This is a genomic window from Dysgonomonas sp. HGC4 (assembly GCF_001261715.1).
Taxonomy (GTDB): domain Bacteria; phylum Bacteroidota; class Bacteroidia; order Bacteroidales; family Dysgonomonadaceae; genus Dysgonomonas_A.
On sequence record NZ_CVRU01000061.1, the window covers coordinates 1 to 16,223 of the forward strand.

Genomic DNA, 16,223 nt, shown 5'->3' on the forward strand with positions numbered 1-16,223 from the left:
TTCACTCTTCTTTTTTATATTGAAGTTTTTCCTTAAATAAATCTCATAAACAATTACGCTAGATAGGCATAAGCGCTTGTAATAAGTCCAACAACACCTATGGTTGCAAGTACTATTCCTAGCACATTATTGAATAGTTTAAGCCCTCTAGGATTAAATTTTGATCGAACCTTATCTACTATTGTAGAAATTAAAAGCCACCAAATAACAGTTCCTAATCCAATAGCAAGGATACCTACTATGTTCTTTGATGATTCATTGGGGTCTATGAAGTTAAAGCGTGCAAACATGGCTATAAAGAAAAACAGGATGCCAATATTGGAGAGATTTATGAAAAATGATGAAACAAGATTCTTCCAATAAGGAGATTTCTTTTCATCTTGCCTGAATAGTTTCTTTGCCGGATTGGATTTATAGATATAATAGCCAGCTATAAGAAGAAGAAAACTGCCTGCAATCTGTAAAGGATAATGATTCTGTTCTACAAAATCCATAACGAAACTAATACCTAGTCCAGATATTATGGCATATACTATATCTGACAAGGATGCTCCTAATCCAGATATGAATCCATGCAACCGACCCTCATTCAGGGTTCGCTGTATACACAGGACTCCTATGGGACCCATGGGAGCGGAGACTAATAGTCCTATGAATATTCCTTTAAGTATAGTATCGAGCATCTTAATTAACAGAATAAAGTATTATTCTGTAGAACAAAGATAACATCAAATTTATAGAACCCAAGAAAAATTACACCTCATTATTCTATATTAACAGCGAACGATTTATATCATTTTGTTAATAATATAGCTATTATAAATGAGGTGTAAATTCTTTTGGTTTTAGAAAGAGCTTAATTTCAGACCAATAAAGTATGTTCTTGGTAGTGAAGGGCCATATATATAGTCTGCATCTCTGTTTATTCCTTTGTCAAAATCTTGTTGCATTCTGTTAAAAATATTTTGTACTCCTCCGCTTATTTCAGCCTTGTTATATGCATTCAATTTGAAAGAATAGGCAAGTTTAACTGTCATATCAAAGAAGCGTGGAGTTTTCTTCAAAACATCATTTTCTATGTATCCTGCAAGGTGAGGTACATACATTGATCCTGTATATGTTCCCGATACCGAAGCCGTAAAAGGAGATCTAGGTTTGGCTGTTGCCGATATAAAGCCATATTGTCGGGGAGACCTTAGCATTTCTTTAGTAGGTTCTACAGTTTCATCATCCGACCATGCTTCGGGTGATTTATACCTACCTCGTTGAATAGTATACCCCCCATCTATTTGTATCCATTCTATGGGTTGTATAGAAGTTTCGAAATTTATACCTGATATGGTTGCTCTATTTGCATTTTCACGTTGTACCATTGTATTACCTGTTTCGTTTTCGCCAATAATTCTATCAATAAACGCATTATCAATACGTGTAAAGAATCCTTCTACTAAGAAGTAAGAGTAGAAGCTCTCATTGTAGAATTTAGTGTCAAATCCTCCCGAAAAGCTGCGGGAACGTTCAGGTTTTATATCTTCGGCAAAAGTAAGTAGCGTTGCTTTTCCTCCTTGTATTGCTATATCTAGATCCGCTCCGGTAATTTCAGGAGCCCGGTATCCTACAGTATATCCTCCACGTAAGTTTACATCACCGAATACTTTATAACGTATATTAGCGCGCGGCATTAGGTTTAAATTGTCTATAAGTGAATGCTTCTCGAGTCTGGCTCCAACAGCTATTGAGAGTTTCTCGTTTTGCCATTCATTCTGAAAATACAAAGTCCCAATGTTTATATTCTGATTTTGTTTGTAATTATATCCTGCAAGCTCATTACGTAGCAGGTCGTGGCTTTGAGTATATCCGGTTGTTAACTTGGCAGGCATAAATAGAAGATTATCTATATTCATATCATATTTGGCGTTCCCTATAAAGGTAAATTCTGTTGTCTTACCATATCCATTAGGTTCTTGCCCTGCTCCGAAATAACTATCCCGATTAGCATCTTGTAGCGCAATGTGTACATTCAGACGATGTTTGTTGTCATAAAAGAACTGAGAGTAATCTACAGAACCCGAATGTATCTTAAAGTCGCTATATTCAGCTATATTGGCTTCGTGAGGAGGCTTGTTGAAACTATCACCACCTCGTCGTTCTTCGGATGTATAGCGATATTCTGCTAAGATCTTACTTTTATTGGTAGGTTTTATAAATGAATTAAATCCTAAAGAGGATGCTCTGTTTTTACCTATTTCAGAAAAACCGTCATCATTAGCATCCCAAGGATTTCTACTTCTCATATTACCAAATACGCTAATTCCTGATGTCTTATTTTTATCAACAAGTGAGGTGTTGAATAATAACATATTATCAGCAGATTTCCCATCAATCAAAGAGAGGTTATACTTTATCTCATAATAGTTATCTGCCGGTTCCTTAGTTATGATGTCAATAACGCCACCAATAGCATGCGATCCATATAATGCAGAGTTTCCTCCTCGTATGATATTTATTTCGTCTACCATATTAAGAGGGATTTGATCTAATCCGTATGTTTTAGTCAATGCTCCAACAACAGGCTGACTATTTATTAGTATTTCGGAATAATGCCCTTCCAGACCATTGATCCTTACTTCCTGAGATCCACAATTCTGACAGGTTGTCTCTACACGTACCCCTGGACTGAAATTCAATCCCTGCCCAAGTGTTAGTGATTGAGTTGCTTCAAATGTTTTGGGTGTAAGTTGCGAAACTATAATTGGAGAAACATCCCTTTTTAATCTCGAAGCATAACCTGTTACTGCGACTTCTGAAAGTTCGTAGCTTTCGGGATTAAGTTCTATAATTAACTTTTTAGTAGAATAAGGAGCGATATTTATTTCCAGTCTGTCGATACTGTATCCTAATGCCTGTATTTGTAATATGTATTTTCCTGAATGTATATTTTTGATTAAGAAATATCCATTGTCATCAGATAAAGTTTGGGTCTGAGTTCCTTCAATAGATAGGGTTGCATCAGCAATTGGTTCTTTGGTTTCAGCATTAATAACTTGTCCCGAAATATTTACAATATGTTCTGGACCGGCTAGTAAAGGCATTACGCATATAGATATAATTAGTATTGTGAGTATATATTTTAATTTCATAATTATTCTGTTTAAAGAGTATGATGGTAGTAACATTACACAATCATCAGGTCTATATATTTACTTATACCAACAAGTAGCAAGTATCTTTATATGACCCTGTGTAATGAAGAATGACTTTCAGAATCAGCTAGATGTAATTCTGAAAAAAGATATTTAGAATGTTTTTTTAAGGTGTTATTTTGAATAATAACACAAACGTTTTATAGTCTAAATGAAGTTAGTCTATAAAAAATGAAGTTTAAGATGATGATGTTAAGCTAACGGAGGAGCGCGAAGCCTGTATCTTCGTACGGGGGTAGTTGATGCTGGACTAACTTTATATTCCTTGTAGGATATATCATTAGAGCTTAATATAAGGTCTGTAAAATTAAAAGATTGAGCTTCACCTGAAGTAATATTAGATACTTGACTAAGGGTGAAGAATGAGGCTGCTGTGTGTTGGTGAGTCTCTAATGGTAATTTATTAGAGTTGTTCGGTATGTCCTGTGATTTACGATATGGATGTGAGTGTACATATATAACCCCTTCATATACGTGCATATGAACAAATAAAGAGACAACAGCAAAGTACCCTAGATATATTAAAAATAATAGGTACGTTGCATGTTTTCTCTTATTTCTTTGTAACAGCATTTGCTAACTTTCGTTATGCTATCTTTTCCAATGGAAAGTAGCTGTTTAGGGAACTATATTTTGATGATTTTAAAACTTACTGTATATAAGCTCTAATCTCATGTTTTTTTCATCATTTCTAATGATGCTGGTTGATGGCTGCAGATAATTGAAGACTCCGGTTAATATCTTAGAATTATTAGCATCCACAGTGTATGCTATCTCTACAGGTATTATTGCGAATGTAGGGTCTTCATCTAAATTCATATCTTTATATGCATTGATAAGACTGGCAATATTAGAGAAATTATAGATATTATTTGTTTTATTTCTCTCTCCAATAATTGTTGTCTTCCCATTATATAATTGTCGCCCACTGAAGAAGACATCTACGGAATCTTTATTTATCAATAGTAAGGTTGTAGGCCTTCCTAATTCATATTTACCTGTTGATTCTTTTTCTGTATATCCTTTCATGCTAAACAAAGCAGTATTAATAGTTTTAATATTTCTACTAGCCATATTAGCTTTGATTTGCTTGATAGGGAATACTACTTCAGTATATACACCAGCAGGAGTTTTCATGTACGAAGCACCTGTTCCTTCAGTAAACAGTTCCTCTGGATTTTTATTCTTAATACTGTTTAACTGCATTACCTCGGGTGTCACTGTCAACGAGAATAGACTTGTCCGTATGGTATCTTTAGTCTGGTCATGATTTCCAAGTACATCATTATACTTATAATATATATCAATGGAAGTGTATAATACACGAATCAAACTCCCCGAACCAAAGTTCGTAGTTACATATGTACCTTTAAAAAACTTATTGAAAGAGGCATTATCTGTGAAAGTTTTATTTTTCCAAGCATTATATATCTCCATTCCAAAAGGAACACCTAAATCAGCAATAATTTCGCGTTGGTTTATTGTTGAATTTGCCAACCTCTTAGCTCCACTTATAGTATAAGCTTCACTGGCAAGAAGTTTAGGCTTATCTCCAATATACTTCGCCGGATTTATATTAGTATAAAAATTTTGAGGCAAATCTGTTGCAACCTTGTATACCGACAATCCCATAGGGGCAAGTGTGTCACCACTAAATGTATTGAAGTCAATAACAAATTGTACAGAATCAATTTGGAGTAAGTTATCTAAAAATTTACCTCCTTCGGGAAAGTAATATTGACATAAATAGTCAGACTTAATTGTTCCAAACAAATCGTCTTCATATTTTCCTAATACGCCATTTATTGTTCGCGCATATACCGAGTCTCTCATAGATACGGTTCTTGCTTTTACCCCTACTGTATCAGTAATAACAGAAATAGTATCTGAGGGTGGCTGTATCGATCCTCCGATCGGGTTTAGATCATCATTACAAGATCCGAGAGCCAATGTTATAAAACAAGAAACTATCGCGAATATGGACTTTACTTTCATTCTGTTTTTAAATTACATTTTTGTTGCCCAAAGATCAGAAAAAATACGTAGTTGCAAAAGCAAATGCTCAATTTTCAATATTTTTATGAATTTGTAAAATTACAAAGTGTCATAAAAATTGTTTATAGCCTCTGCTGATTCTTCTACATTTCCCTGATATGGAAGAAATTTAACTTTATTGTTATTTATATATTCTAATAATGCAGGATTCACTGTTTCTGCTGTTTGAATAACACCGTCAGCATATTTCATCGCGAAATTAGTTAGCTTAACGTAGTTAATTTCTTCGCCTGTAGTTAGGTCTTTGGTATACTTATCTGTAATTCCAGCCAATTTTAATTTAGATCCGAATTTATCAGAAAATGGTTGCTTAAAGTCATCATTGTATAAAGAGTACACAACTTTGGCATCTTTAAAGCAAGGATCGTCTGCAAATGCAGTTTTAATGTATAATGGAGTCAAAGCTGTCATCCACCCGTGACAATGTATCACATCTGGTATCCAGCGGAGTTTTTTTATTGTTTCTAATACACCTCTCACATAGAATATACTACGTTCATCATTATCAAGAAATTCGTTACCATCATCATCCATGATTGTATTCTTTCTGCTGAAAAAATCATCATTGTCGATAAAGTATACCTGCATACGTGCTGCCTGTATAGAAGCCACCTTTATGATAAGTGGGTGATCTGTATCATCAATAATAAGATTCATACCCGATAGACGTATCACTTCATGCAACTGATTACGACGTTCGTTTATGTTTCCGAATTTAGGCATGAAAGTCCTGATTTCTTTGCCTTTTTCTTGTATTGCTTGAGGTAGATATCTGCCAGTATTTGCTAGTAAAGATTCAGGAAGATAAGGGGTAATTTCTTGTGTAATAAATAAAACTCTTTTTATGCTCATTGTATGCTGTCTTCAATTATATGAAAGTACAAAGATAATAAAAAAAAAATTGGTTTTGAGCAATTTTCTGAGAATGAAAATATACGGCAGTTTAGTTAAACATGATTTTTACTGAAATGAAGTCTTTCTAAAATTTTATTTCTCATAAAAAATTAGTTGCTTTGCACAATCTTTTAAAGGCTAGTTTAGGCAAAGGTTTATGACAACTGTATATACTATCGAAGATCTGCAAAAAGCAGTGTCTATAAGTAAAAACGAAGGGAAAACAATAGGTTTTGTTCCCACAATGGGTGCCCTCCATGAAGGACATATTTCCCTAGTCAAAAAATGCTGTGAGCAGAATGATATCTGTGTAGTTAGCATTTTTGTTAATCCGACTCAGTTCAATAATCAGGCAGATTTAGAGAAATATCCGAGAACAATAGAACAAGATACAAAGATTTTAGAGAAAGCGGGTGCTGCTATCGTTTTTGTACCATCTGTTGAAGAGATCTATCCGGAGCCTGATATGCGTCAGTTCGATTTTGGACAGTTGGATAAGGTGATGGAAGGTAAGTTTCGTCCCGGTCACTTCAATGGTGTAGCTCAGGTTGTAAGCCGTCTGTTTGATATAGTGAAGCCTGATAGAGCATATTTTGGGGAAAAAGATTTTCAACAATTGGCAATTATCAGACAAATGGTGCGCCAATGCAATATTCCTGTCGAGATAGTGCCTATGCCTATAAGGCGAGAAGAAAGTGGTTTGGCTATGAGTAGTCGAAATCAGCGGTTGAATGACGAAGAGAAGAGCGAAGCTGTAAATATTTATAGAGTATTATCAGAGAGTAAGAAGCTCTATAAGTATAAAGCAGTAGAGGAAATAAGAGAGAAGGTTATTGATGATATTAATAAAATAGGTTCTTTGAAAGTAGAATATTTCGAAATAGTAGATGGTAATACTCTGCAACAAATAACCAATTGGAGCGAAACCGATTATGCAGTAGGTTGTATAACCGTGTTTTGTGGAGATATACGTCTAATTGATAACATTGTATATTGATAACTGTATCTGTATTTATATTTGTAGAAACAATAAAAAGGTCAGGAGCCTTAATTGACAAAAAATGAAAATAGAAGTTTTAAAATCGAAGATTCATAGAGTAACAGTAACCGATGCTAGTTTAAACTATATCGGAAGTATTACTATTGATGAAGATTTAATGGATGCTGCTAATATGATAGCGGGAGAAAAGGTATCTATCGTTAATAATAATAACGGCGAACGTTTCGAAACTTATATCATAAAAGGAGAGCGTGGGACGGGTACAATCTGCTTAAATGGTGCTGCTGCAAGACGTGTGCAACCGGGAGATATTATTATAATCATATCGTATGCTAGTATGGACTTTGAAGAAGCAAAGACTTTTAAGCCATGGATTATATTTCCGGATACAAAAACTAATAAATTAATAGACTAAAAAAGTATAGTCAAGAATAAGTATTTATACAACACTTTCAATATGTAATTGTCAGTTGTGGTAATATTTACATAAGAAACAGAATAGGTTTAAAACCTTAATTTATATAAGAATTGGGATGATATACTAATAATCATCCCAATTTTTTAGATTTTAGAATCGAAAATATGACGTATTCATATAAAGATATTTGGAAGGTAAGTCTTCCCATAATGTTAGGTTTGTTGACACAGAATGTCATGCAAATAACCAATACAATCTTTCTGGGTAGAGTAGGAGAGGTTGAGTTTGGTGCTGCCGGTCTTGCCGGTATATATTACATCGCATTTTTTATGTTGGGCTTTGGTTTTAGTATTGGAGCTCAGATTATGATAGGACGCCGAAACGGGGAGAAGAATTTTGATCAGATCGGTACTATTGTTCTTCAAGGGATGATGTTTCTCTTGGTTTTTGCTGCTATATTGTATGGGCTTTCGAATGTCTTTTCCAAGACATTACTGCCTACCTTGATTAAGTCGCACCATGTTTATGAGGCAGCGTCTGAGTATTTGCAATGGCGAACATTCGGATTCTTTTTTGCGTCAGTCAATATAATGTTTCGAGCATTTTATGTTGGTATAGCAAGAACTTCCGTGCTTACATTGAATGCTCTTGTGATGACAGTTGTTAATATTATTTTCGACTACCTTCTTATCTTCGGAAATTTCGGGTTTTCTCAATTGGGAATTGCAGGAGCGGGTATGGCATCAGTGCTTGCTGAGATTTCGTCAATTATCTTTTTTGTGGTATATACTCTTAAAACGGTTGATTTAGGAAAGTATGGTTTCCATAAAATGAAGTTTAGATTTGGAGTCATTCGCCGTATTCTCAATATATCGGTATTTACCATGGCTCAATATGCCATCTCTATGTCTACTTGGTTTATTTTCTTTTTAGCTATAGAAAATCATGGAGAGAGGGATTTGGCTATAACTAATATTATAAGGACATTTTATATGATGTATTTCATTCCAATGAATGCCCTCTCAACTACGGCAAATACATTAGTGAGTAATACCATTGGAGCTAAGAAATATGAGGATGTATGGCCGTTGATTAAGCGGATTTGTTTACTGAATTTAGGAATAGTAATACTAATGGGGATATTTACACTCGCAAAAGCCGAATTGTGGATTGGTCTCATAGCCTCTAACAAAGATATGTCTTTGGTTCAAGAAACCGTAATGCCATTAATAGTCTTGGTTTTTGCTTTACCTATATGTAGTTTAGGAACTGTATTATTTAATTCTATATCTGGAACAGGAAATACGCGTTGGGCGTTAATCTTCGAAATGATAACCCTAGTGTTTTATATAGGTGCTATGTATGTAATAGTGATTCACAATAAATCGTCGGTTGCTGTATGCTGGACTGTGGAGTATATATATTGGGGAACGCTTATGGTATTATCTTACATATACCTCACTCGCGGAAAATGGCAAAATAAAAGCATATAAAAATTATATGCTTATTAGAATAGATATGTAGAAAAAGCTTCAGAATTATTAATTTAAATCTGAAGCTTCGTTCTTTTTCTTTAATTGTTTTTTCTTTTTCTTCTTTTTCTCTCCTCCGAAGATTGATTTAATCTTTTTCATAACCATACTCATAATCATCGGTTGCACCATTTCCCAAACAAAGGGAGCTGCACCCATAAACATCTGAGCAGCTAACGAAGGCGAAGCTGTGTCTTCTTCCGAATCGCTATCCGAATCGTTTTTCTTTCCTGATACTAGAGAAAATAGATCACTGATGCCGTTTTTTGCAGATGAAAGTACAGAGCCTAGCGCCAATCGTCCGAAATGACCTTTTGCATAATGCCAGTTGCCTTGTAGCTTTTCTTCATATTCGGCACATTCATTCTTTAGTCGACTTCTTTCTAATCGAAGCTCTTGTAAAGGGGTCAATTTAGTCTTCATCCGATTCTATTTTCTTGATTGTACGTAAAGTTGTATTCAGAAAAAATCTCCGAATTTTTTTAGCGTTAAGTATTAATGCGAATAAGGCAACAAGCGTAATGAGTATAAGAACTCCAAATCCTGCAGCATAATTATTCAATAAATCACCAATAACAAATCCTAATCCAACGAGAACAAGAATAAATAAGATGAGTGCAAAAACACTCATCATCAAGCCATATATAATATAAGACGATGCACTTGATATTTTCTCAAAAGCTTTGAGTTTTGCAAGCGTCAAACGTTTTTCTATATAGCTTGATAAGTCTGCTTTTGACTCATCTATTAGTTCGCTAAAGTTTTGATATTCTTCGTTGTTACTCTTCATCCTCAATAAGCTCTTCCAATTCGTCTTCAACTTTAGAACATGAACCTTTCACATTGTTCTTAACTTTGTCAACCAGTTTGTTGATTTCGTGCATCCATTCTTCTTTTTTGTCAGATGCGGCAACATAACCGGCTGCAGCACCAATAGCAGCACCAATAGCTAAAAACAATAGATTTGAATTTGATTTTCCCATAGTTGTAATATTAATTTATTAGTAACTTTTTTGTTTATCTTATTATATATTTAAACAAGAAATGTCTGTTATTGTTTAGATTGATAATCCTAAAGTAATGTATTTTGGCTGAAGAAAAAATTTTCCTCTGTGTAATTAACTATTGTTAATCACTCAACAACTTCCCCAAAGAGTGTTGCAGATGTATTACCCGTAATCTTCACTTTTACTAGCTGACCAATTCGTAGATCGTTTTTATCGAAAATCACTACTTTGTTTTGTGATGAACGTCCGAATAACTGTTCTTTTGATCTTTTAGAAAAGCCTTCAATCAATACTTCATATGTATTACCAACATCTTTGGTATTGCTTATGCGTGATAGTTCGATTTGTAAATCGATAATTTCCTGCAAGCGTCTCGATTTTACTTCTTCTGATACATTATCTTCTAATTTTTTAGCAGCGTATGTACCGGGACGTTCTGAGTATTTGAACATGAAAGCAGAGTCGAAACCTACTTCACGCATTAAAGATAAAGTTTCTTGGTGATCTTCTTCCGTTTCCGAATGATATCCACACATAATGTCGGTCGAAAGCCCACACCCAGGTATAATTCGTTTAATGGCTGCTATTCTGTCTAAGTACCATTCTCTGTCGTATTTGCGTTTCATTACTCCCAGAATCTTGGTACTTCCCGATTGTACTGGTAGATGAATGAATTTACATAGGTTGTCGTGTTTAGCTATAACCTCTAATGTTTCATCCGTCATATCTGTAGGGTAGGAGGTCGTAAAGCGTATTCTCATATTAGGAGCAGCTTCTGCAACTAGTTCTAGAAGTGCAGGAAAGTCTACAACGCTTCCGTCTTCTTGTGTAAATCTATATGAATTTACATTCTGACCTAGTAGGGTTGCTTCTTTGAAGCCTTTTTCTTTTAAATCCTTCAGTTCGTTTAATATGCTTTGAGGTTCTCTGCTGCGTTCGCGTCCTCTGGTATATGGAACGATACAGTAGGTGCATATTTTATCGCATCCGCGCATGATAGATATAAAACCCGAAAGGTGGTTACCTCCTATTTTTAAAGGTATTACATCTTTATATGTTTCAGTCTTTGAAAGCTGTACATTGATTGCTTTTTCGCCGCTTTCGGCAGCACCAATCAAATTAGGTAAATCTAAATAGGCATCTGGACCTACTACTATGTCTGCATGATGATTGTCTAGCAAATCCTCTTTGGCTCTTTCAGCCATGCATCCGAGTACTCCGATAATTAGATTTTTATTCTTTTTGCGTTTTATGGCATTCAGTTGTTCGAGGCGTTGAATGACCTTCTGTTCAGCATTGTCGCGTATAGAGCAAGTATTTACAAATATTGCATCTGCCTCTTCAATTCTTTCAGTCATTTTGTAGCCATCCATTTCCATTACAGATGCTACTACTTCGCTGTCTGCTACGTTCATCTGACACCCATAGGTCTCGATGAACAATTTTTTGTCAGTCGTGGATTTAAAGTCCAGTCCTAGTTCGTTGTTCATAATGATATAATGTTATAATATAAATATGAAGCAAAAATAGTGCATTTATATGATAATACTAGATAGTGAAGGCAAAAAGTATATTGACCTTTCTGCTGAGTTGATACGAATGGAATAGAGTTCTAATAAAAAATGCGCCCTAAAATAGTTCAGGACGCACTTTGTAAAAAAGCTTATATATTATAGTTTGTAGGTTAATCCCACGGTCAGATATATATTATACATATTAAAATCAATAGCTCTGAAGTTAGATGGGAAGATAGATGTTAACCCCCAATTCATATTGCCATAAATACCAAATCTGTCGTTAACCTTTCTTTCAGCACCCAGTAATACTCCAAAGTCAAAATTTCGAAGTTTGTCGTTGAAGTCAAACGAAGCTTCCGTAATATCTACTTTCTCTCCCGTAGGTTCATTTACTCTGATATAGCCATCTGATGCTGTACCATAAAATTTACCGCTAAAGAGATAAGATGCATAACCGCCACCTCTTACTTGCCATTTCGGATTGATGTTGAAAGTTGCATATAATGGTATAGTAACATAGGCAAGCTTAACCGTTGTTTCATTCTTTCCTACAAAGTATCCTTCCAGCGCGTTATTGCTACCGTCTTCTATTACGATATTTGTATAAATGTATTTTACGCGGGCTCTTGTTCCCATTCCTTTGTAGTCAAGAGTTATGCCACTTCCCAGCCCCCATTTTTGGTTAAGCTTATAAGTAACATTGTAACCCAACTGAGGAGTGAACTGAGGCCACCAAGCATCTATTGAACGTATCTCTTCGGGGATGGAGGTTGGAGCTGTTGCTCCAATATTAAAACCCGCAATTATTTTATGTTCGAAGCGATCTGCTAATGTTTCTTGGCTTGAAAGCATAAGTGTTGAGCAAAAGAATAGCAAAAGGAATATATTGTTTTTTAATGATTTCATGGAGTTGTATGTTTCTTAAATTATTGTTTCGTTTAATTAAGCTCATATTCGCATACAACTTCCACATTGTCTACGGTCAGTTTGCTTCCTACTGCTCCTTCATAAAAATCGCCGTTTTTACTAGAAGCAAATACCACAGCCAATTTATAATCATATAAATCGTAATTCAATTCTTCGGTGTATACGAAAGGCAGGTCGAATTTAGTATATTTATCTTTTGGAGATCTATCTTCAAGTATTGCTTTTCCTACGAGTTTATCCGAGGTGAGTATGTTTTCTCCATTAAGATACTCATTAAGACCTTCCGAACCTTTGGTTACTTTATATACTACCGCATATATAGAGAATTCGTCTACCTTGTTAGGAACAATGCCATTTCTGTTTATTAAAGTATCCCCGGGTGCATATTTGTAATACCCCGTCATGTGTATAGGTTTTCCGCTTTCTTTGGGATGTATTTGTCCAAAAAGAGCAGATTGGGGAGGGCTTGCCATATTGAGTTTGAAGGCTCCTCTGAATAACGATCCTGAAAATATAGGAACGTATCCTGCTACAAGGAAAGTACCTCCTCTTTGAGTTTCGAGAAGTGCAGCATGTTTTCCGCTGAAAGCATCTTCAGTTGATCTGGTAGGGTATACATCTACTTTACCCAGTTTTGCCATCATTATACCTTGGTTGGCAGAACTCCACATATCATCATCCAAAGCAGGGTATTTCCATAAGCCACCTTCCATAAACCAATCCTCAAAATCGAATTTTAAGCTTATCGAAGAGGTTACACTCACGGTGTATACTTTGCTGTATTTTTTATCTTCTGAAACAACGGTATAAGTTACACCATTTGTAAAATCAAGAGTATCGCCCGAAGCTGGTGTTATAGTAGCACCAGGTGTGACTACGACTTGAGGTGCAAGTTTCTTATAATCGGTTCCTTTTATTACTAGTGTGACTTTATTATCAGAGATAACTGAATTTATCAAGATACTATCGGGTAGAGAAAAGGATTCTATGTCGGCCTCCTTGTTTAGTGGTTCATCTTTTATGCATGAAGAAAAAAGCGATAGCGCTAAGAGAGAAGTAAATAAGATTTTGAATTTCATATTATTTATATTGATAATCATTTTACAATTAGCTAGTATTTGTAATGAACAAATATTAGTTAAAATAGTTGTTCCAGTATCTTATTTTAGAATGTAAGATTGAATAGTAAAGATAGCTATTTATGCGAATATATCTCTTTCCTGATAGCTACTTTGTATTTTATATAGGAGTAGAAAGCATTCTCTTACTCTTTAATATAAGGCTATTATGCAGATTGAATTGCTTTTAAAGGTCTCTAGGATATCAATGTTGGAACTATGTTAAATATATTTGTGTGTTCTCTGAAATTACTTGTAAACACAATTTCAGAATAATATTTCTTTGTTGTTTTCTCTATTATTTGATTTCTATTTAACGCTCTCATTTTTTGTAAAGAGTAATGAGTTGTGTAGACAACAAGTAATGAAAATGTTTTTGATAAAAAGTTGTAGATTAAGATACATAATTAGTACCTTTGTGACGTGTAAAATACTCAGCAGAATATAGATTTATTTGTATGGAAAATGTAATCATATATGGAATAGTTGCAGTTATTGTAATTGTAAATATTATACGAACTTATCAGAAAGAAGCTAAAAAAAATAAGGAAAGAGTTTTTACTCAACCAGTGCATCCGACTACCTCTTCAGTGCCTCCTCCTTTCTCTCGAACTCAACGAGTAAACGAAACTTCAAGAAACTCTGAATATATAGAAGTATCTCAAAATGTGCCTTCCATGAAGTCTGGGTATAATTTCTCAGATGAAGGCGTTTCCGCTATTCAAAAACATATTGACAGCCAATCAACGTTTAAAGACGATGAGCATTTTTTGAAAGATGAAGATTCTGTAAGAGAATCTTTCGATTTACAATTGGAGACAACAGAGGATTTTAAAAGAGCTTTTGTTCACACACTAATCTTCGAGAGAAAATTTTAACTACTTGGAATAATAAACTATAATCAATTATATAAAGAAATGGCATTAAAATTTATGAATGCAGATGAGGCTGCACGCCTTATCAAAAACGATTACAATGTAGGTTTTAGTGGTTTTACACACGCTGGATGTCCTAAAATTGTACCTACAGCTTTGGCTAAATTTGCCGAAGAAGAGCACGCAAAAGGAAATCCTTTCAAAATTGGAATGTTCACAGGTGCTTCAACAGGTGATATGCTTGATGGAGCTTTAGCAAGAGCACATGCGATTAAATTCCGTACACCTTATCAAACAAATAAAGATTTAAGAAACGCAATTAATTCGGGCGAAGTTCCTTATTTCGATATGCACCTTTCTTCATTAGCGCAAGAGATCCGTTATGGATTCCTTGGTGGTGTAGATGTTGCAGTTATTGAAGCATGTGATGTAACTGAAGACGGAGAAATTGTGCCAACTTGTGGAGTTGGAATCTCTCCAACAGTAGCAAATCTTGCAAAAATAGTGATTGTTGAATTAAATAGATGGAATCCCAAAGAAATGAGAGGGATGCATGATATTGTAGAATTGCAAGATCCTCCTCACCGTGGCGAAATTCCTATTTACTCAGTACGAGACAGAATTGGTAAAGATCATATAAAAGTAGATCCAAGCAAAATAATCGTAGTAGAATCTAACACTCCTAACGAAGGGGGAGGATTTGCTCCGGTAGATGAAGTTACTACTCAAATTGGTAATAATGTAGCAAATTTCTTTATTAAAGAAATGGCTGAAGGACGTATGCCAAAATCATTCTTACCTATTCAATCAGGTGTGGGTAATATTGCAAATGCAGTATTAGCAGCTATGGGAGAAAGTAAAGAAATTCCAGATTTTGAAGTATACACTGAGGTTATCCAAGATTCGGTTATTGATTTGATGGAAACTGGTCGTATCAAATTTGCAAGTGGATGTTCTTTGACTGTAAGTAACCCTTGCATCGAGAAAATATATAAAAATCTAGACTTCTTTAAGGAAAGAGTAGTTCTTCGTCCTTCTGAGGTTTCAAATAATCAAGAGATTGTTCGTCGTTTAGGTATTATTGCTATCAATACAGCTTTAGAGGCTGATATTTTCGGTAATATCAACTCTACTCATGTTATGGGTACTAAAATGATGAATGGTATTGGTGGATCGGGTGACTTTACAAGAGGAGCTTATGTTTCGGTATTTGTAACGCCTTCTACTGCGAAAGATGGTAAGATTAGCGCTTTTGTTCCTTTAGTGTCTCATGAAGATCATAGCGAGCATTCAGTGAAAATCGTAATTTCGGAATATGGAGTTGCAGACCTTCGTGGTAAATCACCATTGGAGCGTGCTCATGAAATTATCGAAAAATGCGCACATCCTGATTACAGACCTTTATTACGTGAATATATTGCTAACGCACCACAAGGACAAACTCCGTTTGATATGTATAACTGTTTTGCTTTTCACAAAGCTTTTATGGAAACTGGAGATATGCGTAATGTAAAATGGGAGAAGAAATAATAAAGTATTGAAATCTCTTTTGTTTTAGAAAAGAGTATACTTTACTTGTAGTATAGCGCCCCGATTCAACTAGTTTGAATCGGGGTGTTTTATTTTATATAATTATGAGAAAAAGAAGGCTGTCTTTTTGCTGAGTTCGATATATTT

General features: G+C 34.9%; 16 protein-coding genes. 5 read left to right on the forward strand and 11 right to left on the reverse strand.

Annotated features, from left to right (window positions below; all coding sequences use genetic code 11):
• Positions 1-53: 53 nt before the first annotated feature.
• From HGC4_RS06125 to HGC4_RS06140, 5 genes are all read right to left on the reverse strand, one after another.
• Positions 54-683 carry a LysE family translocator gene (locus tag HGC4_RS06125; RefSeq protein ID WP_050709242.1) on the reverse strand — a complete coding sequence of 210 codons (630 nt, stop codon included), beginning with the start codon at positions 681-683 and terminating at the stop codon, positions 54-56.
• Positions 684-845: 162 nt separating this feature from the next.
• Positions 846-3,140 carry a TonB-dependent receptor gene (locus HGC4_RS06130; RefSeq protein WP_050709243.1) on the reverse strand — a complete coding sequence of 765 codons (2,295 nt, stop codon included), beginning with the start codon at positions 3,138-3,140 and terminating at the stop codon, positions 846-848.
• 255 nt (positions 3,141-3,395) lie between these two features.
• Positions 3,396-3,683, reverse strand: a complete 288-nt coding sequence (locus tag HGC4_RS18590) for a hypothetical protein (protein WP_157258154.1) — start codon at positions 3,681-3,683, stop codon at positions 3,396-3,398.
• Between the two features lie 162 nt (positions 3,684-3,845).
• A complete protein-coding gene (locus HGC4_RS06135) occupies positions 3,846-5,198 on the reverse strand; it encodes a DUF4270 domain-containing protein (RefSeq protein WP_050709244.1) in 1,353 nt (450 codons plus the stop codon).
• A 99-nt stretch (positions 5,199-5,297) separates the two neighbouring features.
• Positions 5,298-6,110: a glycogen/starch synthase gene (locus HGC4_RS06140; RefSeq protein ID WP_050709245.1), complete on the reverse strand. Its 813-nt coding sequence runs from the start codon at positions 6,108-6,110 to the stop codon at positions 5,298-5,300.
• 199 nt (positions 6,111-6,309) lie between these two features.
• On the opposite strand from HGC4_RS06140, the gene panC reads away from it, so the two are divergent.
• The 3 genes from panC to HGC4_RS06155 all read left to right on the forward strand — a co-directional run bounded on the left by panC (position 6,310) and on the right by HGC4_RS06155 (position 9,063).
• The gene (panC, locus tag HGC4_RS06145; protein WP_050709246.1) at positions 6,310-7,149 is read left to right on the forward strand and encodes a pantoate--beta-alanine ligase; all 840 of its coding nucleotides are present in this window, start codon (positions 6,310-6,312) and stop codon (positions 7,147-7,149) included.
• Between the two features lie 64 nt (positions 7,150-7,213).
• Positions 7,214-7,567 (forward strand): aspartate 1-decarboxylase, encoded by a 354-nt coding sequence (panD, locus tag HGC4_RS06150; protein WP_050709247.1) that lies wholly within the window; start codon positions 7,214-7,216, stop codon positions 7,565-7,567.
• Positions 7,568-7,734: 167 nt separating this feature from the next.
• Positions 7,735-9,063 (forward strand): MATE family efflux transporter, encoded by a 1,329-nt coding sequence (locus HGC4_RS06155; protein WP_050709248.1) that lies wholly within the window; start codon positions 7,735-7,737, stop codon positions 9,061-9,063.
• 48 nt (positions 9,064-9,111) lie between these two features.
• On the opposite strand, the gene HGC4_RS06160 is transcribed toward HGC4_RS06155, so the two are convergent.
• From HGC4_RS06160 to HGC4_RS06185, 6 genes are all read right to left on the reverse strand, one after another.
• Positions 9,112-9,525: a hypothetical protein gene (locus HGC4_RS06160; RefSeq protein ID WP_050709249.1), complete on the reverse strand. Its 414-nt coding sequence runs from the start codon at positions 9,523-9,525 to the stop codon at positions 9,112-9,114.
• Positions 9,515-9,892, reverse strand: coding sequence for a phage holin family protein (locus HGC4_RS06165; RefSeq protein ID WP_050709250.1), 378 nt, complete (start codon positions 9,890-9,892; stop codon positions 9,515-9,517). Before HGC4_RS06165 ends, HGC4_RS06160 begins: the two co-directional genes overlap by 11 nt.
• On the reverse strand, positions 9,882-10,085 hold the full coding sequence (locus HGC4_RS06170; protein ID WP_050709251.1) for a YtxH domain-containing protein: 204 nt from the start codon (positions 10,083-10,085) through the stop codon (positions 9,882-9,884). Before HGC4_RS06170 ends, HGC4_RS06165 begins: the two co-directional genes overlap by 11 nt.
• Positions 10,086-10,234: 149 nt before the next feature.
• Positions 10,235-11,599 (reverse strand): tRNA (N6-isopentenyl adenosine(37)-C2)-methylthiotransferase MiaB, encoded by a 1,365-nt coding sequence (gene miaB, locus HGC4_RS06175; protein ID WP_050709252.1) that lies wholly within the window; start codon positions 11,597-11,599, stop codon positions 10,235-10,237.
• A 180-nt stretch (positions 11,600-11,779) separates the two neighbouring features.
• A complete protein-coding gene (locus HGC4_RS06180) occupies positions 11,780-12,532 on the reverse strand; it encodes a porin family protein (protein WP_050709253.1) in 753 nt (250 codons plus the stop codon).
• A 32-nt stretch (positions 12,533-12,564) separates the two neighbouring features.
• Positions 12,565-13,632 (reverse strand): PCMD domain-containing protein, encoded by a 1,068-nt coding sequence (locus HGC4_RS06185; RefSeq protein ID WP_050709254.1) that lies wholly within the window; start codon positions 13,630-13,632, stop codon positions 12,565-12,567.
• A 497-nt stretch (positions 13,633-14,129) separates the two neighbouring features.
• Between HGC4_RS06185 and HGC4_RS06190 the strand changes: the two genes are divergently transcribed.
• The gene (locus HGC4_RS06190; RefSeq protein ID WP_050709255.1) at positions 14,130-14,549 is read left to right on the forward strand and encodes a hypothetical protein; all 420 of its coding nucleotides are present in this window, start codon (positions 14,130-14,132) and stop codon (positions 14,547-14,549) included.
• Between the two features lie 39 nt (positions 14,550-14,588).
• On the forward strand, positions 14,589-16,076 hold the full coding sequence (locus HGC4_RS06195) for an acetyl-CoA hydrolase/transferase family protein (RefSeq protein WP_050709256.1): 1,488 nt from the start codon (positions 14,589-14,591) through the stop codon (positions 16,074-16,076).
• Positions 16,077-16,223 lie beyond the last annotated feature (147 nt).